Origin of the sequence: Kitasatospora sp. NPDC001309, assembly GCF_042896295.1 — a bacterium.
In the GTDB taxonomy this organism is placed as follows: domain Bacteria; phylum Actinomycetota; class Actinomycetes; order Streptomycetales; family Streptomycetaceae; genus Kitasatospora.
On record NZ_JBIAXC010000075.1, the window covers coordinates 1 to 23,028 of the forward strand.

Consider the following 23,028-nt stretch of genomic DNA (forward strand, 5'->3'; position numbering starts at 1 on the left):
ACGCCGCGGCCGGCTACCAGCAGCGCACCTTCGACCTCTCGGCCTACGCGGGCCAGACGGTCACCGTGAAGTTCACCGGCACCGAGGACTCCTCGTTGCAGACCAGCTTCGTGATCGACGACACCTCCGTCCAGACCGGCTGACGCACAGTCGGCTCAGGGGCCCGGCGGCCACGGCCGCCGGGCCCCTGACCGTTACCGGGCCCGCCCTATGCTGAGCGGATGATCGAACCGATAGACCTGGTGATTTTCGACTGCGACGGCGTCCTGGTGGACAGCGAGATCATCGCCGTCCGCGTGGTCGGGCAGCTGACCGCCGAGCTCGGCTGGCCGCTCACCGAGGCCGAGGTGGTCGAGAAGTTCGTCGGCCGGTCGGAGGCGGCCAACCACGCGATGCTGGCGGAGCGGCTCGGGGAGGAGGCCGCGACGCTGTTCGACAAGCGGTTCCGCGAGCTGCACGCCGAGGCCGTGGACGCCGGGCTGACGCCGGTGGACGGGCTGCCGGAGGCGCTGGACGCCCTGGCGGAGCTCGGGTTGCCGATGTGCGTGGCGTCCAGTGGCACGCACGAGAAGATGCGGCACACGCTGGGCCGGACCGGGCTGTACGGGCGCTTCGAGGGCCGGATCCACAGTGCCACCGAGGTCGGGCGCGGCAAGCCCGCGCCCGACCTGTTCCTGCACGCCGCGCGCAGCATGGGCGTCGACCCGGCCGCCTGCGTGGTGGTCGAGGACAGCGGCCCCGGGGTGGCGGCCGCCCGCGCCGCCGGGATGCGGGCGCTCGGCTACGCGGGCGGCGTCACGGCGGCGGAGCGGCTCGCCGGGCCGGGCACGGTGGTGTTCCGGGACATGCGCGAGCTGCCCGCGCTGATCGCCGGCGGGGCGGTTCACCAGGGGTAGGTGCCGCCCTCGGGGTGGAAGAACTGGCCGGTGGGCGCGGTCAGCGCCGCGCCGAGCTGGCGGGCGATCCGGCGGCCGCCCTCCTGGACGTCGGACGGGCCGGAGTGACCGTTGATGTCGGTCGCGCAGTGGCCCGGTTCCAGGGCGCTGACCTTGATGCCCTCGGCGCGCAGGGTGCGGGCGTAGACCAGGGTGACGGCGTTCAGCGCGGCCTTGGAGGTGTTGTAGCCGAGCAGCGCCGCGTACTCGCCGACCGGGGTGTCCGGGTCGGCGAGGACGGAGGAGCTGCCGAGGCCGCTGGAGACGTTGCCGATCAGCGCGGCCGGGGAGCGGCGCAGCAGCGGCAGCATGGCGTTGATGACGGTGACGGCGCCGAAGACGTTGGTCTCGTAGGTCGCGCGCAGGTCGTCCAGGGGCAGCTTCTCCGGGGCGGTGCCGAGGTCCCGGGTGATCCCGGCGTTGTTGACGAGGGTGTCCAGCCGCCCGTACTCGGCGTCGACCAGTGCGGCCGCGGCGGTGACGCTCGCCGGGTCGGTGACGTCCAGGCGGACGGCGCGGGCGGTCAGGCCCTGGGCGGTGAGGCCGGCGGCGGCCGCGGCGCCGCGCTCGGGGTCGCGGGCGCCCAGCAGCAGGGTGTGCCCGGCGCGGGCGAGTTCGGTGGCGGTGGCGAGGCCGATGCCCTTGTTGGCGCCGGTGATCAGGACGATGCGGTTCGTGGTCATGCCCCGACTCTGGCCGGGCGGCGGCCGGGCCGGGAGAGCACTGTCGAGGGTGGTACCGGGAGTGCCATGGTCGGCGTGCGGCGGGCGGGCCAGACTGGGGGCGTGGAACACGTGGACCGGGCGGAGCTGGCCGCCTTCCTGCGGCGCTGGCGCGCCCGCATCCAGCCCGCCGACGTCGGCCTCCCGGACGGCGGGCGGCGCCGTACCCCGGGCCTGCGCCGGCAGGAGGTCGCGCAGCTCGCGGGCATGTCGGTGGAGTACTACATCCGGCTCGAACAGGGCCGGGGGCCGCGCCCGTCGCGGCAGATGATCGGGGCGATCAGCCGGGCGCTGCGGCTGTCCGCGGACGAGACGGCCCACCTGCACCACCTGGTCGGCGAGGCGCCGCTGCCGCCGACCGCGCTGCCCCGCGACGTCCGGCCCGGCGTGCTGCACCTGCTCGACCGGCTGGACGACACCCCGGCGATGGTCTGCAGCGCCGCCCGCGACGTCCTCGCCTGGAACGCGATGGCGGCCGCACTGCTCGGCGACTTCTCCGCGCTGCCGCCCGGCGAGCGCAACCTCATCTGGCGCTTCTTCACCGACCCGGACACCCGTGCCCTCCAGGACCCGGCCGGCCAGGCCGTGTTCGGCCGCCGGGCGGTCGCCGACCTGCGCTCCGCGTCCGCCCGCTACCCCGCCGACAGCGGCCTGCGCCGCCTGGTCGACCGGCTGCTCGCGGCCAGCGAGGAGTTCCGCGAGCTGTGGGCGCGCCAGGACGTCGAGATGCGCCGCTCGACGACCAAGCGCCTCCTGCACCCGGTGGTCGGCCCGCTCGACCTCGACTGCGAGGCCCTGCACGACCCGCACCGCGACCAGTGGACGATCTTCTACACCGCCGCCCCCGGCACGCCCTCGCACTCGGCCCTGCGGCTGCTCAAGGTCCTGGGCAGTCAGGACCTCGTGGTCCGGGGCTGAGCGAGCGCGATCCTCGGCTATATTGAACGCGTTCAAATAACGTCCGAGGGGGGCGCATGGACGTCGTGGCGCGCGCGGTGATCGTTTGGATGGCGACCTGGGGGGCGCTCGTCACGTTGCTCCTGCTGCCGTTGCTGCTTCCGGATCGATGGCACTACGACATCTACTCGCCCGCCAGCGAGGGGCTGTGGATGCTGTCCGTGCTGGTCGGCCCCTTCGTGGCCGGCGGGCTCGGCAGGCGGTGGATCCGCACCGGCGTCTGGCGGGGCGGGGCCGGCGGGGACGGGGCCTGAACCGGTTGCCCGGCTTCCCGGCTTCCCGGTTGCCGGGTTGCCGGGTCCGACGGGACAGGTCGTGCCCTGGTAATTCGCTTGCCGGGGGCGGTCGGTGCTGGCAGGGTCGGGCGCCATGCCCCGGAAGATGCACGCGGACGAACTGGACGTCGACGAGGAACTGGTCCGCCGGATGGTGGCCGCGCGGTTCCCGCGGTGGGCCGGCCTGCCGGTCGAGCCGGTGGACTCGGCCGGGACCAGCAACGCGATGTTCCGGCTCGGCGCCGAGCTGGTGGTGCGGATCCCGCGCATCCCCGGGGCGGTCGAGGACATCGGCAAGGAGTACACCTGGCTGCGCCGGCTGGCCCCCGAACTCCCCGTCGCCGTACCGGTTCCGGTGGCCCTGGGGGAGCCGATCGACGGCTGCCCGTGGGAGTGGTCGGTGCTGCGCTGGCTGGACGGGGCCAACCCGGCGGCCGGGAACGTACGACAACCGTCCCTGCTGGCAGCGGACTTGGCCGGGTTCGTGACCGCGATGCGCCGCGCCGACCCGGCGGGCGCCCCGGCCTCCTACCGCAGCGAGACGCTGGCCGCGCGGGACGCGGCGGTCCGGCGGGCACTCGCGGCGCCGGCGGGTGAAGTGGACGCGGCAGCGGTAACCGCCCTGTGGAAGACGGCGCTTGGCGCGCCCGAGCACGCCGGGCCGCCGGTCTGGATCCATGCCGACCTCCAGCCCGGCAACCTGCTGGTCGACGGGGGCGGCCGGCTCGCCGCCGTCATCGACTTCGGCTGCGCCGGCCTCGGCGACCCGGCCGTGGACCTGCTCCCCGCCTGGTACGTGCTCCCCGCGTCGGCCCGTGACGCCTTCCGGACGGCCGTCGGCGCCGACGCCGCCGAGTGGGAGCGGGGGAGGGGCTGGGCGCTGTCCGTGGCGCTGGCGGAGCTGGACTACTACCGCGACAGCAACCCCCGGATGGCGCGCACCGCCCGGTACGTGCTCGGCGAACTGCTCGCCGAGCACGGCGGGGCGGCCTGAGGGGGCCCGCCGAGGTCCTACGGCGCGGTGACGACGACCTGGGCCCCCGCCAGGGGCCGCTTGCTCATACCCAGGTGCTCGTACACGGCTATCGCCGACCGGTTCCCGCCGTGCACCATGAGGGCCGCCCGCCCGTACCGGTGGACCAACTCCCCGAGGACGAAGCCGCAGACGGCCCGCGCCAGTCCGCGCCCACGGGCGCCCGGGTGCGTGCACACGCCGGCCAGGAACCCGCAACCGGCCGCCGACCAGACGTCGGCCGCGACGGCCAGGGGCTCCGGCGGGGCGCCGCTGTCGAGGGAGTCGACGATCCCGGCCCAGCGGTGGGTGCCGCCGTCGTCCGGCTGGGCGAAGGAGTCGGGGAAGAAGCGGTCGAACAGCGAGGTCGCCTCCTTCACCTGCACCTCGTCCAGCCACCGCACCCCGATGGCGGGCGGGTCGGGGACGGCCGAGGTCTCCATCCAGTAGAACGCGGGGAACAGCGACAGGCCGGGGATCGTGCCGGCCAGCGACTCGATCAACGACGCCCGGCCGACGGGCCGGTAGGTCGGTCCGACCTCGGTCAGCACGTGCCGCACCAGCCGTGCGGCGTCATCGGCACTGCCCTTGACCGCGAGCCGGTCCCGCGCGGAGAGGTCCGGGCTCGCCACGGCGAGGGCCGTGCCGTGCCGCCAGGCCCGCACTCCCGGGCCCAGCCGGCCGTCGTGCTGCCCCTGGGCAGCCCACAGCAGGTGCCCGTCGCCGGCGGCGGCTTCCTCGACGTCGTCGAGGCGGATGAGTTCTTCCATGCGTCTTCACCTGTCGAGCGGCTTGATCATGTGCAGTGGTCCAGCGCTCATCCGGGCTCGTTGATTCCGTCCGGCAGTCGCCACTCGAAGGGCCACAGCTCGGCCGCCCACGCGGCGTCGGCTGCGGCGGGGGCCGCGGGGACGCGCAGGAGGGTGCGGTGGCGCAGCAGTTCGCGGCGCTCGGCGGGGGTGAGCAGGCGCTCGTCCGGCCCGAGGTCGCCGTAGGCGTTCGGGGGCAGGTCGGGGCGGCCGTCGATCGGGGCGTCCTCGGCGACGTTGAGCAGGTCGCCGCCGGCGGTGCGGTAGTCGAGGCGGAAGTCGGTGCGCCACTGCGAGTTGCCGCCCCAGCCCTGGGAGAGGTCCCGGGTGGGACGGTGGGCGCGGCGGTGGGTCCAGAACAGCGGCCAGCGGTCGGCGACTCCGCGCTCCGCGTGGGCGGCTCCGGCTCGTACGCGGACGCCGGCCCGGTTGAACAGCAGCTCGCCGAGCATCAGGCCGGGGTGGCGGACGTCCAGGACCTCGACGGGGGAGTCCGGGTCCTCGGCCTGCTCGACCTCGGTGATCTCGTGCAGGAACGGGTCGAAGGGGGTCTGTTCGAGGACGGGCGTCATGCCGAGGGCGGTGAAGAGGTGGAGGTAGGGCGGGAGTTGGGGGTCGAGGAGGAGGAAGTCGCTGATGCGGCCGAGGGCGTAGAGCTCTTCGAGGAGGTCCGCGTCGTCGGCCCACCAGCGCGTGTCAGCGGTGGCGGCGATACGGAGGCGCGCGCGGTAGTCGGCGGCGGCCTGGTCGAGCCAGGGGGCGATGACGTCCTCGTAGGGGCCGTCGGCGTCGAGTAGCGCCTCGTACAGCGCGCGGGCGTTCACCCTGGAGATCCTGGCAGGTTTTGCCAAACGGTCGACCAATGAGGCGGTCGGCGCGGGTAGCGTCCCTGGTCATGAGCGTGCTGGACGTGAACGAAGAAGCGAACCAACTGCCCGACGCCTGGCGCTCGGTGGTGCTGGAGCGGGTCGGTACGGCGGCGGTGAAGGTGCTGCGGATGGACGGCCGGGAGCTGGAGGAGGAGGTGCACGGTACGGCGGAAGTCCTGGTGGTCACCGACGGCGTCCTGGAGCTGGACTTGGACGGCGAGGAGCTGACGGTCGGCACCGGCGAACTGTGCCGGATTCCGGCGGGAACCCGGCACGCGGTGCGGGCGGGGAGTCACGGCACGCTGCTGATCGTGGAGGTCCCCGAGGGGGAGTGAGGGCGCTGCCTCGCCCGGCAATGGGCGAGGCAGCGCCTCAGTGGTGCTCAGAGGAGACCGAACTCGAACTCCCCAGCGGAGATGGCCTTGATGAAGGCCTCGTGCGCCGCGCGGTCGAAGGCCAGGGCAGGGCCGGAAGGGTCCTTGCTGTCGCGGACCGCGACTGCTTCGGTAAGGAATGCGTACTCGACACAGTTCTCGTTGCCGCCGCTGTAGCTCGACTTCTCGAACGAGAAGCCAGTCGCGGAAGCGTCCGGGTAGTGGGTCACTTGATCAGCTCTCTCTGTGCGGTGATGAAGGCGATCGAGGAGTCGACAGGAAGAGCCTCGGCCGTGATCTCCTGGAACTTCGCCCGGTACAACTCGACGTCAGTCGGATCCTCGACCCAGAATCCGTTCAGCAGCCCTTCGACGAGCACGACGTCGAGATCCTTCCGCTGAGGGAATCCGAGCAGGACGAACGCGCCGCTCATGCCTGGGTGGATAGCCGCACCTGCAGGCATCACCTGGATGTTGACGTTCGTCAGCCGACTCATCGTCAGCAGCTTGTCGAGCTGTGGCCCCATGATGTCGGGGCGATTCGCGTTTGCCTGGAGGGCGGCTTCATGGATGACTGCCCAGACCTCAACGGGGTTCGGGCGGGTGAGGATGGACTGCCGTGCCATTCGGACCTGCACCAGGTCGTCAACCGTCCCGGCCTTCGTGGCCCGAAGCCGGTCGATGACGAGCCGAGCATATTCGGCGGTCTGGAAGAGGCCTGGGATGAAGGCGGCTTCGTACGTCTTGAACGTCGAAGCCTCGGTTTCGAGTGTGATCAGATCGGTCGCTGAGGCATCGATGACGTCGCGGTAGCTCAGCCACCAGCCACGCTTGCTGCCGTCCTTCGTGATGGCGATCAAACCTGCACGGAACTCATCGTCTTCGCAGCCGTAGTGGTCGAGGAGCTTGTTGACGTCCTCGATCTTGGCCGCTGTGCGGGCGTTCTCGATCCGGTTCAGTTTGGCCAGGCTCATGCCGGTGGCCTCAGCAGCAACGTCTGCTGCGATCTTCCTCTGCTCGCGCAGCCTGCGCAGCTCCTCGCCCAGCCGACGACGCCGAACGGTTGATACCGCCATGCAATGCCCCTCCTGACCTGTCGGTGGACCAGTCTGCCCTTGCCGATCACGTAGGCGCTACCGGCAACTGGCAGTGGGTGGCACCGAATTCGGGTTCGATATGCAATTTTGCACACTACTTAGATCCGCTTGCGCACGCGATGGCCTTCGCGTCATGCTGGCTGTAACGGGTCGCATGCATAACGTGATCATCTGGCTGATGCGGCTGCGCTTCTTCGTCATGCCATCGGGTCGATCTCGCGTTTGATTGAGCGATGGTCATCTCTGAACCCCCACGGAGGTATCTTCGTGTTCTCCCTCGAACTCCCCCCTGACTGGTCGGCCCCGCGCGAGGAGTTGCGCGAGGCCACCTCGCGCGCCGGGTGGAAGCCCGACCTGGTCGCCGATGCCGAGCTCGCTCTGCTCGAACTCTTCGTCAATGCCTACCGCCACGGCGGTAGTGCGGCGCCCGTCGTGGTGGTCCTCATCATCGGCGGCATCCTCCGCGTCTCGGTCAGCGACGGGAGCCCGGTCCTCCCCGCCCCGCGCGAGGACTCCGACCCGCTCGCCCTCTCCGGGCGGGGCCTGCACCTCGTGCGCTCGCTCACCCACCGCTTCGGTACGGAGACCCGCAGGACCGGCAAGTCCGTCTGGTTCGAGCTGGACGCCGCCGCGTGAGCGCCGTCGACCGCCCGATCGAGCCGGGTCACCCGCTGATGCGTACCTACACCGAGCTCGAAATCGCCTACCTGCTCGTCGAACTCGCCGAGCGTGGACGCAAGTTCGGGCTCCTCTGGCCCTCCGCGACCACCGACAGCGTGGTGGACGGCCGCGTCCTCGTCCGCTTCGGCAACGCCCCGGCGAGCACCGTGGTCAACCTCCTCGCGCTCCTCCGCTCCCACGACTACGACCGCGACGCGACCGAGGGCGACACCCCGTGCGACTCCTGATCGGCCTGGCCCTGCTCACCCTCCTGATCCTCGCCATCGCCGTCGTCGGCCTCGGCGCGGTCGCCGTCCTGCGGATGCCCCACCGCCCGGACGACGCCACTTCCACCCCGCCCCCCACCCGAGACCGCCAACCGGTGGCCTGACCCCCACGGAAACCCGCGCCGCCCGGCCGGACCCGCCGGGCGGCTCCTTCCGAGGCGCACAGAACCGATGGTGAACGGTCATTTCGCCGAGACCAGCGACCTGTCGTTCACGTTCGCGGGCCGGTGCCGGTGGAAAACCGGTACGAGAGGAACCGCCTGGGGCGTCCGCCCCGCTCATGAACTCCCGTCCTGACAAAGTCGGAGTCAGACCGGCCAGGACGGGGCGCCAACCTGCCACGGCAGGCTCATTGATCAACCCCAGTAGCCGAACCGAGAGAGGAAGCTGACATGGGAGACCAGAACAAGGGCGGTCCCAGCGACGGCAAGGGCGGCGGGCACGCCAAGCCGGGCGGTGGGGCCATCGGGCCGAAGCCGTCGAAGGACGGAAAGAACCCCGACCCCGCTCCGAAGCACAAGAAGTCGTGACCCCCGGGAGCCCCGAAGCGCTGCGGGCGGCCCTGGTGACGAAGCTCGTCAACTCCGGGGCGCTCTCGGAGGAGTGGGTGTCGTCCGTGGCGGCCGTGCCGCGACACGAGTTCCTTCCCGAAACCATCTGGGCGGACGAGAACGGCGGCGACACGGAGTGCAGCCGTTCCGAGAGCCCCGACCGGTGGATGAAGTTGGCCTATGCCGACGTGCCGATCGTCACCCAGTGGGACGACGGCGCGGAAGCTGACCGGAGTACGCCCACGTCGTCGGCGTCGATGCCGACCATGGTGGTCGAGATGCTGGGTGACCTGGGCGCGGCCCCGGAGCATCGGGTACTCGAAATCGGGACCGGCACCGGCTACAACGCCGCGCTCCTGTCCCACCGCCTGGGCGCCGAGAACGTGTCGACGGTCGAGGTGGATGCGAAGGTCACCGCGCAAGCCCGTACGGCGCTCCGCTCCGCCGGCTACACCCCCGAAGTCGTCTGCGGGGACGGCTCGTTCGGATGGGGTGTCCGGGCGCCGTATGACCGGATCATCTCCACCGTGTCCCTGCGGGACATCCCGCCTGCCTGGCTCGCACAGACCAAGCCGGGCGGTATGATCGTCAGCCCCGTTTCGCCCCTGTTCGGAGGCGGGGCAGTCGTGCGCCTCACGGTCGGCGACGACGGGACGGCGAGCGGCCCGTTCACCCGGTCGGCAGCTTTCATGATGCTCCGCCAGCAGCGCTACCAGGCTGCTTCGGTGGACGACTACCTTCCGGGCGACTGGCCGGGCGGCTCCGGGCAGTCCTGGACCGAGTTCGACCCCGAGATCATCGGGGGCGACTGGTTGGCACAGTTCGCCACCGCGCTCGCCCTGCCGGACGTGTACTACCGACGGCACGAGTTCGGTGACGGTGGCTGGACGTGGTGGTTGTTCGACACGGCCGTGACGTCCTGGGCGACCGTGGACTCCGTGCCCGGGGAATCCCGGTTCGAGGTTCGGCAGTCCGGGCCCCGGCGGCTCTGGGACGAAGTGGAGGCCGCCTACAACCAGTGGACGGCCACCGGACGCCCCGGGTACGAGAGGTACGGGCTCACGGTGACCCCTGCCGGACAGACAGCCTGGTTGGACAGGCCCGACAATGTCATCCCGGAGCACCGTCCGTAGGGTGACACCGGGGGTGCGGGTTTCTCCATCGATTCGACCTGTGCCGATGCCCCGCGGGCACCCTCCTCATCCTCCTGATGCTCGCCATCGCCGTTGTCGGCCTCGGCGCGGTCGCCGTCCTGCGGATGCCCCACCGCCCGGACCGCGCCACTCCCACCCCGCCCCCACCCGAGACCGCCAACCGGTGGCCTGACCTCACCCCACTCGCGCCGCCCGGCCGGACCCGCCGGGCGGCTACTGGTCGGCCTCGTCTACCTCCCTTGTAGCAGTGGGAAGTTGGGGGCGGCCGGGGCGGCGGAAGGACGCGGCGATGGTCTGGGCCACCTCGGCGCGCTGGCGGGCGGTGCAACCGGTCATCAGGCGTTCCAGGCGACGGAGCACGAGGACGTCACGCCACGCCCGGATCGCTCCGCTCACCACGCCGCACAGCAGGGCGCCCGCCAGGGCGACGGTGGGGGTCATCGGAGGGCCTCCGTCCGGTCCGCCGCGTGGGCATCGGGAGAGTCCCCGTCATCACAGAGGGCGTGTCGCCTCAGGATGACCGTTCGACCGCCGATCATGGCGGTCGCCGAGGCGCCGTAGAGCTCGACGGCGCCCACCGGATCGAGCCCGTCGACCAGGCCGTGGGCCAGCATGGCGGCGAAGACCGCCTCCACACTGTCGCCGCAGCACCATTCGATCACCAGGTCGGACATGCCATGGGTGTAGCAGTTGGCCACTCCGTGGGCGAGGGCCGCCCGGTCCAGTAGGGCCGGGCGACGCAGGAGCCTGCTCCACAGCAGATCGCGGACGACCGGGGCGCCGGTGTGGTCCCACTTGTTGGCGCGGGTGACCTCGGCCCGGTGGACCGGCACCACGAACTCGTCCGGCAGCACGCTGGGCACCCCGAGCGGTGCACCGTCGGCTCGCAGCAGGGTGATGCGGGCAGGGAGGATCGCGCTCTCGATCACGAGCCGTCCGTTCCGGACGGACCATCGCACGCCGGCGACTCCCCCGACCATGCGATGCGTTGCCATCAGGCCGACCAGCAGTTGGCCCACCGCCTCGTCGGCCATCGCCGGGTGGAGATGCAGCGTGAGCCCGTCTCCGTCGTGCGTGGTGAAGAGGACCCCCAGTACGGCCCCGTCACTCTGACGATCGCGGAACGTGTTGGCGAGCGCACTCACCACCATGGCCTCGAAGCGCCGTTGGGCCGGGGTGACGGCATCGGGTACCGGATGCTTGACGAAGACCTTTACCTGCCCGGCGAGTTCACGAGACCGCCAGAGCGGCAGACCGCTCAGCTTCTGGATGCGCCTGGCCAGACGGGTGACATTGTCCGACGCGGACATGAGACTCCAATCCCCCCACGGAGCCGTCCGGCGGCGGCTGGAGAGACAGGTGCGTCTGTCTGTGCGTACGGATGAAGAGGGGTGACGCCTGTGGGTGACTCTCCGGAGCCCTTCGCCCACCCCGGCCGCCGGTGACCGAGTGCGTGGGCCTGTCGCCACATCAACACAACCAGCCTACACACGCGGGACGTTGCTCCGGTGGGATTCCTCGGTAACCGCAACCCCGGGCGCCGCCCACCTGGTTCCGGTCCGTGTCCCGCGCGGTCGGTCACCTCGGCGGCCCGTCCCCGCTCCTACACTGGCGGCCATGGCAGACCACCAGCCCTTCTCAGCCTTCCGCGTGCCCGACGCCGACCCGGAGGTCGTCGAGCGGCTGGTCGCGGTGCTGGACGTGCAGGCCGCCAACCCGGGTGTGCGGCGGCTGCGCGCGTGGGCGCACGAGCAGCTGGCCGTGCGGCCCGGTGAGCGGGTGCTGGACATCGGGTCCGGTACGGGCTCGGAGACCCTCGTCCTCGCGGCCGCGGTCGGCCCGGACGGCACCGCGACCGGCCTCGAACCGAACCCCGGCCTGCGCGCCGTCGCCGGGCGGCGTGCCGCCGAGGCGGGCAGTGCGGCGCGGTTCCTCGACGGTGACGCGCTGGCCCTGCCGCTGCCCGACGGTGCGGTGGACGCGGTCCGGTGCGAGCGCGTCCTCCAGCACCTGAGCGACCCGGCGGGGGCCGTCGCCGAGATGGCGCGGGTGCTGCGCCCGGGCGGGCGGGTCGCGCTGCTGGACACCGACTGGTCCACGCTCCTCCTCCACCCGGCCGCCGCGGAGGCCCGGACCGCGCTCACCGGCGTCACCCTGGCCAACTCCGCCACCCCGGAGGCCGGACGCCGCCTGACGGGCTGGCTCTCGGCAGCCGGTCTGACCGTCGACCACGTCGGCGCCGACGTGCTGCTGCACGACCCCGACACCGTCCCCTGGCCGCTCCTGCGCGGCCTCGCCACGGTGGCCGTCGGCCGCGGGCTGCTCACCGAGGCGCAGCGCGACGACCTGTACGCCGAACTCACGGCCGCGGCCGAGCGGCGTGCCTTTCACCTCTCCGTGACGATGTTCGCCGCGGTCGCCCACCGGCCGGACGGCCCGGCGACGTCCACCGGTTGAGTTCGCCTGCACAGGAAGTCGGCCCGGTCGACTTCCTGCGTACCCGCCCGGCCTGTCCGAGGGTGCCGTCATACTGGCCGCGCACACAGCTCGCGCACGTAACCCGCGCACGAAGCTGCCGGGGCGCCGAGGTGGTGCCCCGTCACGCTGGTCCACTCCTGGAGCCGTTCACCCATGTCCTCGCCCGCCGCGTACCGGTCGCCGAGATCGCTCGCCACCGCCGCCACCGTCCTGCTCGTCGTCTGCGGTGCGCTCACCGTCTTCCGGCTCGTCGCCGACTCCCTCCTGTACCGCGCGGCGGGTGACCTGCCGAGCGGCGTCGAGTTCGGTGACGGCAGCGCGTTCGGCCCCTCGTACGGGCTCCAGATGCTCGCGTACCTGCTGTACAGCCTGGCCCTGATGGGATCGACGGTCGCCTTCCTCAGCTGGTTCCACCGGGTGCGGGTGAACGCCGAGTGGCTGAGTCCGCACGGGCACCGGCACAGCCGCGGCTGGGCCGTCGGCGGCTGGTTCACGCCCGTGGTCTTCCTCTGGTTCCCCTGGCGGATCGCCTGCGACATCTGGCAGGCCGGTGTCCGGCCGGACGCGTCCGGGGTGCGGACACCGCTCCCGACGACGGTCGTCAACGCCTGGTGGGTCAGCTTCTGCCTGTTCAACGTGGTGGACGCGGTGGGAAGCCAGTCGACCGACACGGCGCGCTACCCGGACCAGTACCAGCAGGGCGTGGCCTGGCTGATCGCCTCCGACGCGCTCGAACTGGTCGCCGCCGTCCTCGCCGTCCTGGTGGTGCGGACGGTGACGGCCATGCAGGAGGAACGTTTCGCCGAGCACAGCGCCGCCACCTCGTACGGGGTGTACGTCTCGGCCGTCGAGGGCTGAACCGCCCCGCCCTGTCGAGGCGGCACGGTTCAGGCGTATGCCTCGGGATCGGTGAGTCCCTCCACGAACTCCTGGAAGTCCGCGGCCAGGGGGAGTTCGGACCGGAAGTCGGCGTCGAACCATCCGACCGTGGGGGTCGGACCCGTCCGGTAGTCCAGGGCGATCCAGCAGGGGCCGCTGCCACTGAGGAGCACGAGCGGAGCCGGCAGGCCCCACTCCCCGACCAGGTAGGCGCTGTCGAACAGGGACAGCGTCCCGGGGCGGTGGCCGATCCCCATCAGGTGCTCGAAGGGCACGTGGTCCGAGGCCCAGGAGGTCGGCGCCGAGGTCGGGAAGGCGCACAGGCCGTCCGTGACCTGTCCACCGTTCTGGAGCCGGAGCAGTGCCACCAGGGAGGCCGGGAGACTCACCCCCAGGGTGTGTTCGGCCTGGTGGACGAGCTGATCGGTCAATGGCGGCTGAACGCCGTGGTCGACGGAGCCGTCCCAGAAGACATCCTGCAGAACCTCGAAGCCGGGCATGGGCGGCATCGTACGAGGCGCCGCCCGCCGCGCCTCAACCCGGGGCGCCGCCGGCCCAGGCCGCCAGCCGGCCGAAGTCGTCCGCCGTCAGACCGACCTTCGGGTCGACGTGGTGCAGCAGCGCCGGGCCGGGGTGGTGGGCCGCGACCCAGGCGCGGTCCGCGTCCGTGATGTTGTCGTCGACCCAGGCGAAGGGGCGGCCCCGCGCCCAGGCGACGACCTCCGGGGTCTTCCAGAACACCCCGCCGGCCGGCTCCGGCCGGGGCTCGGACCAGGCGATGTACGGCAGTTCGGGCAGCCCCAGCAGCGGGCCGATGAAGGAGTTGGCCTCCTCCTCCCAGGTCGTCGCCCACACCAGTTCGAAGGGCAGCGCCGCCAGGGCCGGCCCGTGCTCAGGGTTGAGCCACACCCGCAGCGGCTTCGGCGCCTTGTGCGGCATCCCCCACAGGGCGAGCCGCCGCCGTTCGTGGGCCGCCCAGCGCGGGGTCAGAAGTCGGTGGGTCCGGTAGCCCTCCGGCCGCCGGTGCGGCTTCGCCGCCTCCGGGTTCAACGGACCGTCCACGTCCAGCAGCAGCATCGCTCGCACCACGGCGCACCACCTCCTCGAACGTCGTCGAACCGTACCCGGCGGGCCCGTCCCGGCCCAAGCGGATATCGCCTCCGGCCGGCGGACTGTCGTAGGCGACCGGCAGGCTGTGCGCCATGACACTCGCTCCGCCCCTGCCGCCCGTGGCACCGCCCTGGTGGCATCCGCTCGCGCACCTGCACCACCGGACGGTGGACCGGCGTACGGCCACTGCGGCGAAGGACCTCCGGGCGGCCGTGGGGAGACGACTCGACGTCGGTCTGCTGCGCCGCGCACTGGCTTGCCAGGGCGACGGGGAGCTCGTGTTCCGGATCATCGCGGTCGGGTTCCTGGCCGTGATGCTGGTCGGGTTCATCCTCTCCGGCATGAAGGGGCTCTGCACGCCCGGGGGATACCTCCCCACCTCGGGCGGCGAAGTCGGCCCCTGCCCGACGCACCAGGAGAAGGTGTACGTCGCGGAGACGATCGCCCTCTGGGCGGCCGCGTTCATCGCGGCCGCGTCCGTGTACGGCGCGGTGCGGGCCACCGCCGTGCGACCCGCCCAGAAGCCGGTGTTCCCGGCGCTGCTCGTGCTGCGGGCCTGCGCCCGGCTGCACGAGCCCGGGGCGGGCCACGCGGAGGCCGCCGGGCTCAGTGTGAAGGCGCAGGCCCTGGGGCAGGCGCTGATCGATGCGGCGGGGCGGGCCGCCGACGACTACGGCGCCCGGGCGAGCACCCGGGAACTCATGCTCGGCCATGCCCGGCAGGTCGCCGCCCTCCTGGAACGGACCGCCGACGAGCTGCTGCCGGACCGGGACCGTGCCACCCGGAAACTGGCCGAACTGGCGGCGGTGATCGCCGAACAGGTCGCCGACGGACAGTTCACCAACCTGCTCAGGGAGCACGGGCAGCCACCGGACCTGCCGACGAGCGCCCCCGAGTCGCCGGACCGCGCCGACGGGCGACGGCTGGCGATGGCGGCCGTGACGGCGCTGCTGGTCACCGTCTCCCTGGCCGTCACGACCGGGATGCTCGGTCTGCCCGCCTTCGTCACCGCGCCCCTGGCGGCGATCACCGTCCCGCTCCTCACCTTCCTGCTGCTGGCGCACCGCTTCGGCCTCAGCGAGGCAGTGCGCCTCGTCCAGGTCCTGCGGACGGTGCGCGGGGAGAACCCCGTGGAGCCCACGGCCGCGCCCGAACGGCAGCAAGCCGGGTCGGACACCGGTGGTGACCCGCCCGCCGGGGAGGTTCGGGGTGCGGGGAACTCCGCCTGAGATTGCCGGGAAACGGCATGGTGCGCGAGCGGTGGGCGGGTCTACGGTCGCGCGGTGAGTGATTCCACCGCTGCCGTCCGAAGACGGCGTACGTTCTTCGCCGTCGGCTGGGCCGTCCTCCTGCTGGCGGTCGTCCTGCCGCCGCTGGTGGTCGGGCCGGCCTTCGTGGACTCGGGGGCGCCGCTCTGGTCCGGGCTGGTGGCCGTGCTCGGGCCCGCGGTCCTGCTGGACGCGGGCACCGCGCGGCGGAAGGGCTGGCGGGTGGCCGGGGGCATCGTCCGGGCCCGTACCTGGTCGGGGCCGCGGGAGGTGGACCTGACCGACCTCGCGACCGTACGGGCCTGGGAGGGGCAGTCGCGGTGGGGCGGCCCGGTGACGCTGGTGTCCGTATCCGACCGCTCCGGCGGGTGGGTGATCCTCACCGTCGCCCCCAAGCACCTGCACCTGCTCACCGACGCGGTGCGCCACCACGGCGCCGGTTACGTCACGCCGTGGGCCCAGGCGCTACTGGGTCTCAAGCCGACCCGGTGGTACGTCTCCGGGGCCCGGACGCTCGGATTCATGGTCGTCTCGATCGCGCCGTTCCTCGCCGGCGCGCTGCTGGCCGCGGCGGCCGCCCAGCGCTGAGCGGCCCGGAGGCCTCAGGGCTTGTGCCAGGTCAGGGAGTAGCGCCGCAGGACGTGCCACCGGTAGCGCACCCCGGGCAGCACCCGCCCGGCGGTCTCCCGCACCTCCCGGTAGCTCATCGCGGGGGCGGCCGTCGGCATGCCCTCCGGGCCGGACGCCCGCCGCACGGCCTTCACGGTCCGTACGAGCGGCGCGGCCGCGACCCACCGGGCCCGGTCCGCCGCCGTCTCCTCCCGGGCCAGGCCGACCACCACCAACACCCCTCCGGGGCACAGCAGTTCCCGCATCCTGGTGAGCGCGGCCGTGAAGTCCATGTGGTGCACGGCCGTCACCGAGCAGATGAAGTCGAAGCCGCCGGTGGGCAGTTCGAGGGTGAGGAAGTCCCCTTCCAGGAAGGTGATGTCACCGTGGGCGGCCCGCGCCCGCGCGACCATCCCCCCGTCGCTGTCCACCCCGACCACCCGCCCGCACCGCGGCGCGAGCTTCGCCGCCAACAGCCCGTCCCCGCACCCGACGTCGAGCGCCGCCCCGCACCCGGGCGGCACCGCCCGCAGGATCCCGGGGTGCCGCGCCACGTTGGTGTTCCAGTACGGCCGTTCCTCGCGCGTCACGCCGGATCGTCGGCGAGGGCGGCCAGGGCGGCGGTGACGGCGGCCTCGGCGTGGAGGCGGGCGGTGGGGAAGAGGGGGACGGGGCTGTCCTCGGGGTGGACGAGGAGTTCGATCTCGGTGCAGCCGAGGATGATGCCTTCGGCGCCGGCGGCGACCAGGTCGGCGATGACGCGGCGGTAGGCGGCGCGGGATTCCTCGTGGACGAGGCCGAGGCAGAGTTCCTGGTAGATCACCCGGTGGACCAGGGCGCGGGATTCGGGCCCGGGGACGAGGACGTCCAGGCCGTTGGTGGTCAGGCGGCCGCGGTAGAAGTCCTGTTCCATGGTGAAGGCCGTGCCCAGCAGGCCGACCCGGCGCAGGCCGGCCGCGTGGACGGCGTCGGCGGTGGCGTCGGCGAGGTGCAGCAGGGGGATGGAGACGGCTTCGGTGACCTGGTCGGCGACCTTGTGCATGGTGTTGGTGCAGATCAGCAGCAGGTCGGCGCCGGCGGCCTCCAGGCCGCGGGCGGCGTCGGCGAGGATCGCCCCGGCGTCCTCCCAGCGTCCGGCCGCCTGGAGCCGTTCGATGTCGGCGAAGTCGACGGAGTGGAGCACCAGTCGGGCGGAGTGGAGGCCGCCGAGCCGGTCGCGGGTGAGTTCGTTGAGGGTGCGGTAGTACTCGGCGGTGGATTCCCAGCTCATGCCGCCGATCAGGCCGAGGGTCTTCATGGGCCAGTTATAAGCCAGGGGAGACAGGAAAGGCAATTGTATAAGAACTACTTTGGGAAGCTCTCCCGTGCCACCCGGTGCTGCCATTCCCGGGCGAACACCACCGACCCCGCCTCCAGCGCCCGCAGTTGCACCACGCTGAGGAAGTGCCCGGCGTCGCAGCGCAGTTGGGTGCGGGTCTGGACGGTCACGTCCCAGCCGATGTCCGGCCGCTCCAGCCGTACGGTGCGGTCGGTGCGGGCCTGGGCGCTGAGCGGGGCGCCGGTGAGGATGCGGTAGGCGGTGACGGTGTGCTCGTCGCGGACCAGGCCGTCGGGGTGGGTGCGGGTGCCGTCGGTGGCGGGGGAGAGTTCGGTGCGCCACTCGTGGCGGCCGATGTCGTGCACGGTGACGTGCTCGGGCCGGGCGGTGAGCGGTTCGGTGAGGTGGATGTCCGGCGGGTCGGGCAGGGTGGGGGCCGCCAGGGTGACGGGTGCGGCGCCGGCGTCCGCGGCGAGGTGGCGGACGGGCAGGACGAGGGTGGAGTGGGACGGGTCGAGGGCGTACCCGGTGTCGTCCGCGTTCGGCCACACCCACGGCCAGTAGACGGAGGAGAGCGCGAGCCGCAGCCGGTGCCCGGCCGGGACGGTGGCCGCGCAGGCCGCGAGTTCGACCTCGACGTCCGGGCCGGCGGCGGTCAGCACGCCGCGGGTGAGCAGGGCGGAGGTGCCGTCGGGGCCGACCGCGCACAGCCGGGCGACCACCTGGGCGGGCCCGCCGCCGGAGCGCAGCCGCAGCCGGGCGGTGGGCGCGCCGAGCAGCTCGACGGGTTCGGGCAGCGGCTGGGAGTCGAAGCAGACCGAGCGGCCGTCCTCCTCGCGCTGGTCCGGCGGCTGGTCGGCGGGGCGGCCGTGCGGGACGTAGGCGCCGGCGTTGAGGCCGGTGTGCTGCGGGGAGCGGACGGGGACGTACCGGTCGTGGGAGGCGGTGCCGGCGGTGCGCAGCTGGCCGTCGAGGTCGTAGTGGATCTCCCGGACGTCGGGGGAGGGCCAGGCGTCCTCGCCGGTCCAGCGGGTGCTGATCCAGCTGCGCAGGGCGGGTTCCTTGACGGCGCCGGTGTCGACGCCGCGTAGCCAGTGGTCCCACCAGCGCAGGGTCTCGGGCAGGGCGGCCTCGGGCAGGCCGTGCGGCCAGGGGCCGAGCAGGGCGCGTGCGGTGGGGGACTCGGCGAGCAGGCGCAGCACGAAGGAGCAGGACGGGTCGCCCCAGCCGGCCACGGCGAGGACCGGGACGGACACCGGCACGGTGGTGTCCCCGGCGGCGAGCCAGGCGTCGACGGGGGGTTCGAGGGATTCGAGCCGGGCCAGCCAGCCGGGCCGCCAGGCGTCGCCGAGGCGGCGCGGGTCCGGGGGGAGCGCGGCGTCGGCGATCAGGGCGGTGAGCCGGGTGTGCAGGTCGGCGGCGAGGACGGCGCCGCCGAGCCGGTGGCCGCCCTCGGGGCAGGCGGTGACGGCCGCGCCGACGGTCCCGGGCACCCGGGCGGCCAGGCGCAGCGCGGTGGTGCCGGCCGCGCCGACGCCGAGCAGGCCGACCCGGCCGTTCGCCCAGGGGCGGCGGGCGAGCCAGTCGACGGCGGCGGCGCCGTCGGTGAGTTCCTGCTCGCCGCCGGGTTCGCCGGGCAGGCCGCCGGAGTCGCCGTGGCCGCGGGTGTCGACCCGGACGGCGGCGTAGCCGTGGCCCGCGTACCAGGGGTGGCGGCGGGCGTCCTCGGCGGCGGTGCGGTCGCCGAGGCGGTCGGCCGAGTACTCCAGCAGGACGGGGACGGGCTCGTCGCTGACCGGGCGCCAGAGTCGGGCGGCGAGTTCCGTGCCGTCGGGCAGCGGGATGCGCAGGTCCTCGCGGGTGGTGTGGAAGGGGTACGACGGCATGGCCGCTCCCATCGGGGTCCCGGGCCGGTGAGCGCCGAGCGGCCCGCGGCGCGTTCGGGGGGCGCGCGGCGGGCTCGGCCCCTCCGACCCTAGGGGAGGAATCGGGCGATTTCCTGATGAGGGGCCCGCAGTGGTGACGCTGCGCAGGCGTGCGGCGGCCGGACGCGCGCCCCTGGCCTGCGCCGTCGTGGTTCGGTTCGCCGCCGTCCGGCATCTGCACATGACTTGCAACTGCTCGCCGGAGGGGGGAAAGATGGCCCAGCTTTCTCCGGACCGCCCGAGTCCGGACCGCCCGAAAGAAGGACCACACGATGCCCAGCGCCGCCACAGCCGCCCCGGCAGGTGCCCCAGCCGTCCGATGGCGCGACCGGCTCACCCGCGAGGAGTGGATCCGGCTGGCCGGGATGGGCGGCTTCATCCTCGCGCTGCACGTCATCGGCTGGTTCACCCTGCTCGCGCTGGTGGCGCCCGAGCACTACGACGTCGGCGGCCAGGTCTTCGGCGCGGGCATGGGCCTGACCGCCTACACCCTGGGGATGCGGCACGCCTTCGACGCGGACCACATCGCGGCGATCGACAACACCACCCGCAAGCTGATGGGCCAGGGCAAGCGGCCGCTGTCGGTCGGCTTCTGGTTCTCGCTCGGGCACTCCTCGATCGTCTTCGGCCTCTGCGCGCTGCTGGCCTTCGGCATCCGCACGCTCGCGGACCAGGTCCAGGCGGACGACTCGACCCTGCACAAGATGACGGGTCTGATCGGCACCGCGGTCTCCGGCAGCTTCCTGCTGCTGCTCGGCCTGATCAACCTGGGCGCCTTCAACGGCATCCTCAAGGTGTTCCGCCGGATGCGCGTCGGCGAGTACGACGAGGCGGAGCTGGAGCGCCAGTTGGAGCGCCGCGGGCTGATGAACCGGATCCTCGGCAAGGTCACCCGGGCGGTCACCAAGCCCTGGCACATGTACCCGGTGGGCCTGCTGTTCGGCCTGGGCTTCGACACCGCGACCGAGGTGTCCCTGCTGGTGCTGGCCGGCGGCGCGGCGGCGTTCTCGCTGCCCTGGTACGCGCTGCTGACGCTGCCGATCCTGTTCGCGGCCGGGATGAGCCTGCTGGACACCATCGACGGCTCGTTCATGAACTTCGCCTACGAGTGGGCGTTCTCCAAGCCGGTCCGCAAGATCTACTACAACCTGACGGTCACCGGCCTGTCGGTGCTGGTCGCGCTGGTCATCGGCCTGGTCGAGCTGATCGGCCTGCTCGGCGAGAAGCTGGACATCACCAGCGGGCCGATCGCCTGGATCGGCGGGCTGGACCTCAACTTCGTCGGCTACGCGATCGTCGGCCTGTTCGTGCTGACCTGGGCCGGGGCGATCGCGTTCTGGAAGTTCGGCCGGGTCGAGGAGAAGTGGTCGGCGGGGCTGGCGGCGGGCTCCGCGGCCGACGCCGAGTAGCGCGCCGCCCGCAGACGGGCCGAGGACGGCCCGAGGGGCCGGTGACCAGACCCTGGTCACCGGCCCCTCGTGGCTCTCCACGACGGACGGGCGGACTACTTGAGCGCGGCGAGCACCGCGTCCGCCATCACCTTCTCGCCGGTGGCGTTGGGGTGGAACGGTACGGCGGGCGAGCCGGGCAGGGCGCCCTCGATCCAGCGGTCGTCCGAGCAGACGTCGTGCCCGCGGGTCGGCGTCGCGGTGTCCACGTACGTCGCGCCGTTGGCGGCCGCGGTGGACTTGAGGGCGGCGTTCAGCTTGTCGAGCACGCCGTGCATGTACTCCACGTCGCCGGGGGTCACCGGCTGGCGCAGGACGCAGGTCGAGCCGTCGGCGGGCAGCACGGACGGGTAACCGACCAGCAGTACCCGGGCCTTGGGGGCCTTGGCGTGGATCTGCCGGAGGGTGGTGGCGATCTGGGGGGCGATGGTGCCGGTGATCCGCTCGGCCAGGTCGTCGTCGCCGTACTGCCAGGACCACGTCCGCCAGTCGAAGTAGCCGTGGTGGTAGACGTCCTTGCAGGGCGTGCCGAGCGGGTTGACGACCGCGCCGGCGATGCAGGTGGCGACGAGTTCGCCGAGGCCGAGGTCGCTGGCGGCGAGGTCGTTGCCGCCGATCCCGAGGGTGACCAGGTCGGTGTCGGCGGTCACCGAGTCCAGCTGCGGGTCGTTGACCCGGATGAAGGCGTCGTACTGGGGCTGCGTCATGGCCTTGACCTTGGCGGCCGCGCAGGTGACGTCGGTGTACGCGCCCGCCTTGAGCGAGGCGGCGACCAGGTGGCCGTAGTTGTGGTCGGAGCGCAGGCACAGGCCGGCCGACTGGCCGGGGACGCCGGCGCCGGCGGCGTAGGAGTCGCCGAGGGCCACGTAGTGCTTCGGCGCGGGGGTGGCCGCCTGGGCGGTGGTGGAGGTGAGCGCGAGGGCGGCGCCGACGGCGACGGCCGCGAGGGCGCTGGAATTGCGGAGTCGCCGGGAATTCCGGGCAGGGCGGAGCACGGTTCCTCCTGGGGGAGAGAAACGACGGGTGGGGGGTCGTGCTGAGCCGGGCCACAGCTACTACTCGTACTACTCGCAGGTAAGTTACTTCCAGGTTTCGCGGCCGTCCATAGGTGACGGCGGAATTTCCGGAAATCCCGTCAGATGACACCGGGTGCCATTTCGAATTCCGCTCCACCGCGTTTCGGAATTGCCGCCGATACGTGCGGGAAGGGAATTCGGTTCACCTGGTGCGTGTTCCGGGCCGCCGGGGCCCCGGGCGGTCTCGATGCCCGGCGGGCTGACAGGTACAGTTCCGGTGCAGAGCGTGCCGTCGAACCGGGCCGCCGACCAGGAGGGGGACCAGCGGGGATGAGCCGCCGAGAGCGCGACCGTGACCGCGACCGCGACGGCAAGCGGGGCACCGGTGCCCCGGTGACCGTCACCGTCTGCCGCGACTGCTGCTGCGGCAGCCTGACCAAGCACCCCGAGGTGGACCACGCGGGCCAGTTCGAGCGGCTGCGGACGGCGGTCGGCTCGGCGGGCCGGGTCCGGGGGTCGAAGTGCCTGGACGTCTGCTCCCAGTCCAACGTGGTGGTGGTCGGCCCGTCCAGCGAGGGGCGGGCGGCGGGGGCGCGTCCGGTCTGGTTCGGCTTCGTGCTGATGGACGAGATGATCGACGACATCGCCGCCTGGGTGCGGGCGGGCGGCCCCGGCGTCGCCGAGCCGCCCGGGCTGCTCGACCTCCAGTTGATCTCGGTCTCCCGTCGGGTCCGCGAGGGCCTGCCGGAGTGACCGCGGGGACCGCGAGGTGCTGACGGACCGTCAGATCGACGTCCCGGCACGGCTCCGGGGTCGGCCCACTACCATGACCGGTGGCGTCGAGCCGTTCCGCGCAACGGGAGGAAGACGATGACGACGGTCTGCCGCATCTGCGCGGGCACCGGCCGGACCGCCGGCCTCAACTGCCGTACCTGCCAGGGCACCGGCACCACCGAGGTGGGCGGAGGGGGCGGCAACTGCTTCCTCTGCGACGGCACCGGGGTGTACGTGCGCTACCGGGTGGACGCGACCGGCGCCAAGCAGGCGTACCGGGACGAGATCTGCCGCACCTGCGACGGCACCGGCAACCGGTCGGCGAACCTCTGGGGCGAACCGTCCTCCTGAGCCGTCCTCCTGAGCCACCGTCCTGAGCCGCCGTCCCCCGAACCACCCGCCCGGCCGGGGCCGATGATCCGACATCACTTCGATGTGGACATGCTCTTTGCCTAACCATGGTCGAACGTTGGTGTTCGAGTGGCCGATGCGCTGACCCCCG

30 protein-coding genes are annotated in these 23,028 nt (G+C 72.6%); 17 read left to right on the top strand and 13 right to left on the bottom strand.

The window, feature by feature from the left end; genetic code table 11:
* Nucleotides 1–221 precede the first annotated feature (221 nt).
* The gene (locus ACFY2K_RS41220) at nucleotides 222–896 is read left to right on the top strand and encodes an HAD family hydrolase (protein ID WP_380593946.1); all 675 of its coding nucleotides are present in this window, start codon (nucleotides 222–224) and stop codon (nucleotides 894–896) included.
* Here the strand turns inward: ACFY2K_RS41220 and ACFY2K_RS41225 are convergent.
* Nucleotides 884–1,618, bottom strand: a complete 735-nt coding sequence (locus ACFY2K_RS41225; protein ID WP_380529570.1) for an SDR family NAD(P)-dependent oxidoreductase — start codon at nucleotides 1,616–1,618, stop codon at nucleotides 884–886. The genes ACFY2K_RS41220 and ACFY2K_RS41225 overlap by 13 nt on opposite strands.
* A gap of 102 nt (nucleotides 1,619–1,720) precedes the next feature.
* Between ACFY2K_RS41225 and ACFY2K_RS41230 the strand changes: the two genes are divergently transcribed.
* The 3 genes from ACFY2K_RS41230 to ACFY2K_RS41240 all read left to right on the top strand — a co-directional run bounded on the left by ACFY2K_RS41230 (nucleotide 1,721) and on the right by ACFY2K_RS41240 (nucleotide 3,883).
* Nucleotides 1,721–2,575: a helix-turn-helix transcriptional regulator gene (locus ACFY2K_RS41230; RefSeq protein ID WP_387717921.1), complete on the top strand. Its 855-nt coding sequence runs from the start codon at nucleotides 1,721–1,723 to the stop codon at nucleotides 2,573–2,575.
* Between the two features lie 56 nt (nucleotides 2,576–2,631).
* The gene (locus ACFY2K_RS41235) at nucleotides 2,632–2,868 is read left to right on the top strand and encodes a hypothetical protein (RefSeq protein ID WP_380529566.1); all 237 of its coding nucleotides are present in this window, start codon (nucleotides 2,632–2,634) and stop codon (nucleotides 2,866–2,868) included.
* A 115-nt stretch (nucleotides 2,869–2,983) separates the two neighbouring features.
* The gene (locus tag ACFY2K_RS41240; RefSeq protein ID WP_380529564.1) at nucleotides 2,984–3,883 is read left to right on the top strand and encodes an aminoglycoside phosphotransferase family protein; all 900 of its coding nucleotides are present in this window, start codon (nucleotides 2,984–2,986) and stop codon (nucleotides 3,881–3,883) included.
* A 17-nt stretch (nucleotides 3,884–3,900) separates the two neighbouring features.
* On the opposite strand, the gene ACFY2K_RS41245 is transcribed toward ACFY2K_RS41240, so the two are convergent.
* Complete coding sequence (locus ACFY2K_RS41245; protein WP_380593952.1) at nucleotides 3,901–4,671, bottom strand: GNAT family N-acetyltransferase; 771 nt, start codon at nucleotides 4,669–4,671, stop codon at nucleotides 3,901–3,903.
* A gap of 47 nt (nucleotides 4,672–4,718) precedes the next feature.
* The gene (locus tag ACFY2K_RS41250; RefSeq protein ID WP_387717926.1) at nucleotides 4,719–5,534 is read right to left on the bottom strand and encodes a hypothetical protein; all 816 of its coding nucleotides are present in this window, start codon (nucleotides 5,532–5,534) and stop codon (nucleotides 4,719–4,721) included.
* Between the two features lie 71 nt (nucleotides 5,535–5,605).
* On the opposite strand from ACFY2K_RS41250, the gene ACFY2K_RS41255 reads away from it, so the two are divergent.
* Complete coding sequence (locus ACFY2K_RS41255; RefSeq protein ID WP_380529558.1) at nucleotides 5,606–5,914, top strand: cupin domain-containing protein; 309 nt, start codon at nucleotides 5,606–5,608, stop codon at nucleotides 5,912–5,914.
* A gap of 47 nt (nucleotides 5,915–5,961) precedes the next feature.
* Here ACFY2K_RS41255 and ACFY2K_RS41260 read toward each other — a convergent pair whose 3' ends face one another.
* The gene (locus tag ACFY2K_RS41260; protein WP_380529556.1) at nucleotides 5,962–6,183 is read right to left on the bottom strand and encodes a DUF397 domain-containing protein; all 222 of its coding nucleotides are present in this window, start codon (nucleotides 6,181–6,183) and stop codon (nucleotides 5,962–5,964) included.
* Nucleotides 6,180–7,028, bottom strand: coding sequence for a helix-turn-helix transcriptional regulator (locus tag ACFY2K_RS41265; protein ID WP_380529554.1), 849 nt, complete (start codon nucleotides 7,026–7,028; stop codon nucleotides 6,180–6,182). Before ACFY2K_RS41265 ends, ACFY2K_RS41260 begins: the two co-directional genes overlap by 4 nt.
* Nucleotides 7,029–7,316: 288 nt before the next feature.
* Here ACFY2K_RS41265 and ACFY2K_RS41270 point away from each other — a divergent pair, with 288 nt between their 5' ends.
* The 5 genes from ACFY2K_RS41270 to ACFY2K_RS41290 all read left to right on the top strand — a co-directional run bounded on the left by ACFY2K_RS41270 (nucleotide 7,317) and on the right by ACFY2K_RS41290 (nucleotide 9,680).
* A complete protein-coding gene (locus ACFY2K_RS41270; protein ID WP_387717930.1) occupies nucleotides 7,317–7,685 on the top strand; it encodes an ATP-binding protein in 369 nt (122 codons plus the stop codon).
* Nucleotides 7,682–7,957 (top strand): hypothetical protein, encoded by a 276-nt coding sequence (locus tag ACFY2K_RS41275; RefSeq protein ID WP_380529550.1) that lies wholly within the window; start codon nucleotides 7,682–7,684, stop codon nucleotides 7,955–7,957. The genes ACFY2K_RS41270 and ACFY2K_RS41275 overlap by 4 nt, the downstream gene beginning before the upstream one ends.
* Nucleotides 7,945–8,100 (top strand): hypothetical protein, encoded by a 156-nt coding sequence (locus ACFY2K_RS41280; protein WP_380405792.1) that lies wholly within the window; start codon nucleotides 7,945–7,947, stop codon nucleotides 8,098–8,100. The genes ACFY2K_RS41275 and ACFY2K_RS41280 overlap by 13 nt, the downstream gene beginning before the upstream one ends.
* A gap of 288 nt (nucleotides 8,101–8,388) precedes the next feature.
* A complete protein-coding gene (locus ACFY2K_RS41285) occupies nucleotides 8,389–8,526 on the top strand; it encodes a hypothetical protein (RefSeq protein ID WP_380529548.1) in 138 nt (45 codons plus the stop codon).
* A gap of 35 nt (nucleotides 8,527–8,561) precedes the next feature.
* The gene (locus ACFY2K_RS41290) at nucleotides 8,562–9,680 is read left to right on the top strand and encodes a methyltransferase domain-containing protein (protein ID WP_387717934.1); all 1,119 of its coding nucleotides are present in this window, start codon (nucleotides 8,562–8,564) and stop codon (nucleotides 9,678–9,680) included.
* Nucleotides 9,681–9,914: 234 nt separating this feature from the next.
* Here the strand turns inward: ACFY2K_RS41290 and ACFY2K_RS41295 are convergent, their stop codons facing one another.
* The gene (locus ACFY2K_RS41295) at nucleotides 9,915–10,142 is read right to left on the bottom strand and encodes a hypothetical protein (RefSeq protein ID WP_387717936.1); all 228 of its coding nucleotides are present in this window, start codon (nucleotides 10,140–10,142) and stop codon (nucleotides 9,915–9,917) included.
* Nucleotides 10,139–11,011: a hypothetical protein gene (locus ACFY2K_RS41300; RefSeq protein WP_387717939.1), complete on the bottom strand. Its 873-nt coding sequence runs from the start codon at nucleotides 11,009–11,011 to the stop codon at nucleotides 10,139–10,141. Before ACFY2K_RS41300 ends, ACFY2K_RS41295 begins: the two co-directional genes overlap by 4 nt.
* 307 nt (nucleotides 11,012–11,318) lie before the next feature.
* Between ACFY2K_RS41300 and ACFY2K_RS41305 the strand changes: the two genes are divergently transcribed.
* Together ACFY2K_RS41305 and ACFY2K_RS41310 are read left to right on the top strand one after the other, a co-directional pair.
* Nucleotides 11,319–12,158, top strand: a complete 840-nt coding sequence (locus ACFY2K_RS41305; RefSeq protein WP_387717942.1) for a methyltransferase domain-containing protein — start codon at nucleotides 11,319–11,321, stop codon at nucleotides 12,156–12,158.
* Nucleotides 12,159–12,332: 174 nt separating this feature from the next.
* Nucleotides 12,333–13,037, top strand: coding sequence for a DUF4328 domain-containing protein (locus tag ACFY2K_RS41310; RefSeq protein WP_375890241.1), 705 nt, complete (start codon nucleotides 12,333–12,335; stop codon nucleotides 13,035–13,037).
* Between the two features lie 29 nt (nucleotides 13,038–13,066).
* Here the strand turns inward: ACFY2K_RS41310 and ACFY2K_RS41315 are convergent, their stop codons facing one another.
* Nucleotides 13,067–13,558, bottom strand: coding sequence for an SMI1/KNR4 family protein (locus tag ACFY2K_RS41315; RefSeq protein ID WP_380593966.1), 492 nt, complete (start codon nucleotides 13,556–13,558; stop codon nucleotides 13,067–13,069).
* 34 nt (nucleotides 13,559–13,592) lie between these two features.
* Nucleotides 13,593–14,135 (bottom strand): HAD domain-containing protein, encoded by a 543-nt coding sequence (locus ACFY2K_RS41320; protein ID WP_387717960.1) that lies wholly within the window; start codon nucleotides 14,133–14,135, stop codon nucleotides 13,593–13,595.
* Between the two features lie 125 nt (nucleotides 14,136–14,260).
* On the opposite strand from ACFY2K_RS41320, the gene ACFY2K_RS41325 reads away from it, so the two are divergent.
* Together ACFY2K_RS41325 and ACFY2K_RS41330 are read left to right on the top strand one after the other, a co-directional pair.
* Nucleotides 14,261–15,397, top strand: a complete 1,137-nt coding sequence (locus ACFY2K_RS41325) for a hypothetical protein (protein WP_387717946.1) — start codon at nucleotides 14,261–14,263, stop codon at nucleotides 15,395–15,397.
* A 54-nt stretch (nucleotides 15,398–15,451) separates the two neighbouring features.
* Nucleotides 15,452–16,024, top strand: coding sequence for a hypothetical protein (locus tag ACFY2K_RS41330; RefSeq protein WP_380529531.1), 573 nt, complete (start codon nucleotides 15,452–15,454; stop codon nucleotides 16,022–16,024).
* 14 nt (nucleotides 16,025–16,038) lie between these two features.
* On the opposite strand, the gene ACFY2K_RS41335 is transcribed toward ACFY2K_RS41330, so the two are convergent.
* The 3 genes from ACFY2K_RS41335 to ACFY2K_RS41345 are packed head-to-tail and all read right to left on the bottom strand — an operon-like array spanning nucleotide 16,039 to nucleotide 19,249.
* Nucleotides 16,039–16,635, bottom strand: coding sequence for a class I SAM-dependent methyltransferase (locus tag ACFY2K_RS41335; RefSeq protein WP_387717948.1), 597 nt, complete (start codon nucleotides 16,633–16,635; stop codon nucleotides 16,039–16,041).
* A complete protein-coding gene (locus ACFY2K_RS41340; protein WP_380593974.1) occupies nucleotides 16,632–17,342 on the bottom strand; it encodes an aspartate/glutamate racemase family protein in 711 nt (236 codons plus the stop codon). Before ACFY2K_RS41340 ends, ACFY2K_RS41335 begins: the two co-directional genes overlap by 4 nt.
* 47 nt (nucleotides 17,343–17,389) lie before the next feature.
* Nucleotides 17,390–19,249, bottom strand: a complete 1,860-nt coding sequence (locus tag ACFY2K_RS41345) for a CocE/NonD family hydrolase (RefSeq protein ID WP_380644453.1) — start codon at nucleotides 19,247–19,249, stop codon at nucleotides 17,390–17,392.
* A 311-nt stretch (nucleotides 19,250–19,560) separates the two neighbouring features.
* Here ACFY2K_RS41345 and ACFY2K_RS41350 point away from each other — a divergent pair, with 311 nt between their 5' ends.
* Entirely contained in the window at nucleotides 19,561–20,697 is a 1,137-nt protein-coding gene (locus tag ACFY2K_RS41350; protein WP_375890255.1) for a HoxN/HupN/NixA family nickel/cobalt transporter, read from the top strand.
* 95 nt (nucleotides 20,698–20,792) lie between these two features.
* Here the strand turns inward: ACFY2K_RS41350 and ACFY2K_RS41355 are convergent, their stop codons facing one another.
* Nucleotides 20,793–21,731 (bottom strand): SGNH/GDSL hydrolase family protein, encoded by a 939-nt coding sequence (locus ACFY2K_RS41355; RefSeq protein WP_380529523.1) that lies wholly within the window; start codon nucleotides 21,729–21,731, stop codon nucleotides 20,793–20,795.
* A gap of 351 nt (nucleotides 21,732–22,082) precedes the next feature.
* Here ACFY2K_RS41355 and ACFY2K_RS41360 point away from each other — a divergent pair, with 351 nt between their 5' ends.
* Both ACFY2K_RS41360 and ACFY2K_RS41365 read left to right on the top strand, forming a co-directional pair.
* Entirely contained in the window at nucleotides 22,083–22,505 is a 423-nt protein-coding gene (locus ACFY2K_RS41360) for a (2Fe-2S) ferredoxin domain-containing protein (protein ID WP_375890259.1), read from the top strand.
* A gap of 117 nt (nucleotides 22,506–22,622) precedes the next feature.
* Nucleotides 22,623–22,877, top strand: coding sequence for a hypothetical protein (locus ACFY2K_RS41365; RefSeq protein ID WP_387717953.1), 255 nt, complete (start codon nucleotides 22,623–22,625; stop codon nucleotides 22,875–22,877).
* Nucleotides 22,878–23,028 lie beyond the last annotated feature (151 nt).

What these genes read in the sequence shown, in the direction of transcription:
- ACFY2K_RS41220 (WP_380593946.1), top strand. Translation starts at nt 222, where the DNA reads ATGATCGAACCGATAGACCTGGTGATTTTCGACTGCGACGGCGTCCTG.
- ACFY2K_RS41225 (WP_380529570.1), bottom strand. Translation starts at nt 1,618, where the DNA reads ATGACCACGAACCGCATCGTCCTGATCACCGGCGCCAACAAGGGCATC.
- ACFY2K_RS41235 (WP_380529566.1), top strand. Translation starts at nt 2,632, where the DNA reads ATGGACGTCGTGGCGCGCGCGGTGATCGTTTGGATGGCGACCTGGGGG.
- ACFY2K_RS41240 (WP_380529564.1), top strand. Translation starts at nt 2,984, where the DNA reads ATGCCCCGGAAGATGCACGCGGACGAACTGGACGTCGACGAGGAACTG.
- ACFY2K_RS41245 (WP_380593952.1), bottom strand. Translation starts at nt 4,671, where the DNA reads ATGGAAGAACTCATCCGCCTCGACGACGTCGAGGAAGCCGCCGCCGGC.
- ACFY2K_RS41255 (WP_380529558.1), top strand. Translation starts at nt 5,606, where the DNA reads ATGAGCGTGCTGGACGTGAACGAAGAAGCGAACCAACTGCCCGACGCC.
- ACFY2K_RS41265 (WP_380529554.1), bottom strand. Translation starts at nt 7,028, where the DNA reads ATGGCGGTATCAACCGTTCGGCGTCGTCGGCTGGGCGAGGAGCTGCGC.
- ACFY2K_RS41285 (WP_380529548.1), top strand. Translation starts at nt 8,389, where the DNA reads ATGGGAGACCAGAACAAGGGCGGTCCCAGCGACGGCAAGGGCGGCGGG.
- ACFY2K_RS41295 (WP_387717936.1), bottom strand. Translation starts at nt 10,142, where the DNA reads ATGACCCCCACCGTCGCCCTGGCGGGCGCCCTGCTGTGCGGCGTGGTG.
- ACFY2K_RS41300 (WP_387717939.1), bottom strand. Translation starts at nt 11,011, where the DNA reads ATGTCCGCGTCGGACAATGTCACCCGTCTGGCCAGGCGCATCCAGAAG.
- ACFY2K_RS41305 (WP_387717942.1), top strand. Translation starts at nt 11,319, where the DNA reads ATGGCAGACCACCAGCCCTTCTCAGCCTTCCGCGTGCCCGACGCCGAC.
- ACFY2K_RS41310 (WP_375890241.1), top strand. Translation starts at nt 12,333, where the DNA reads ATGTCCTCGCCCGCCGCGTACCGGTCGCCGAGATCGCTCGCCACCGCC.
- ACFY2K_RS41315 (WP_380593966.1), bottom strand. Translation starts at nt 13,558, where the DNA reads ATGCCCGGCTTCGAGGTTCTGCAGGATGTCTTCTGGGACGGCTCCGTC.
- ACFY2K_RS41320 (WP_387717960.1), bottom strand. Translation starts at nt 14,135, where the DNA reads ATGCTGCTGCTGGACGTGGACGGTCCGTTGAACCCGGAGGCGGCGAAG.
- ACFY2K_RS41325 (WP_387717946.1), top strand. Translation starts at nt 14,261, where the DNA reads ATGACACTCGCTCCGCCCCTGCCGCCCGTGGCACCGCCCTGGTGGCAT.
- ACFY2K_RS41340 (WP_380593974.1), bottom strand. Translation starts at nt 17,342, where the DNA reads ATGAAGACCCTCGGCCTGATCGGCGGCATGAGCTGGGAATCCACCGCC.
- ACFY2K_RS41345 (WP_380644453.1), bottom strand. Translation starts at nt 19,249, where the DNA reads ATGCCGTCGTACCCCTTCCACACCACCCGCGAGGACCTGCGCATCCCG.
- ACFY2K_RS41350 (WP_375890255.1), top strand. Translation starts at nt 19,561, where the DNA reads ATGCCCAGCGCCGCCACAGCCGCCCCGGCAGGTGCCCCAGCCGTCCGA.
- ACFY2K_RS41360 (WP_375890259.1), top strand. Translation starts at nt 22,083, where the DNA reads ATGAGCCGCCGAGAGCGCGACCGTGACCGCGACCGCGACGGCAAGCGG.
- ACFY2K_RS41365 (WP_387717953.1), top strand. Translation starts at nt 22,623, where the DNA reads ATGACGACGGTCTGCCGCATCTGCGCGGGCACCGGCCGGACCGCCGGC.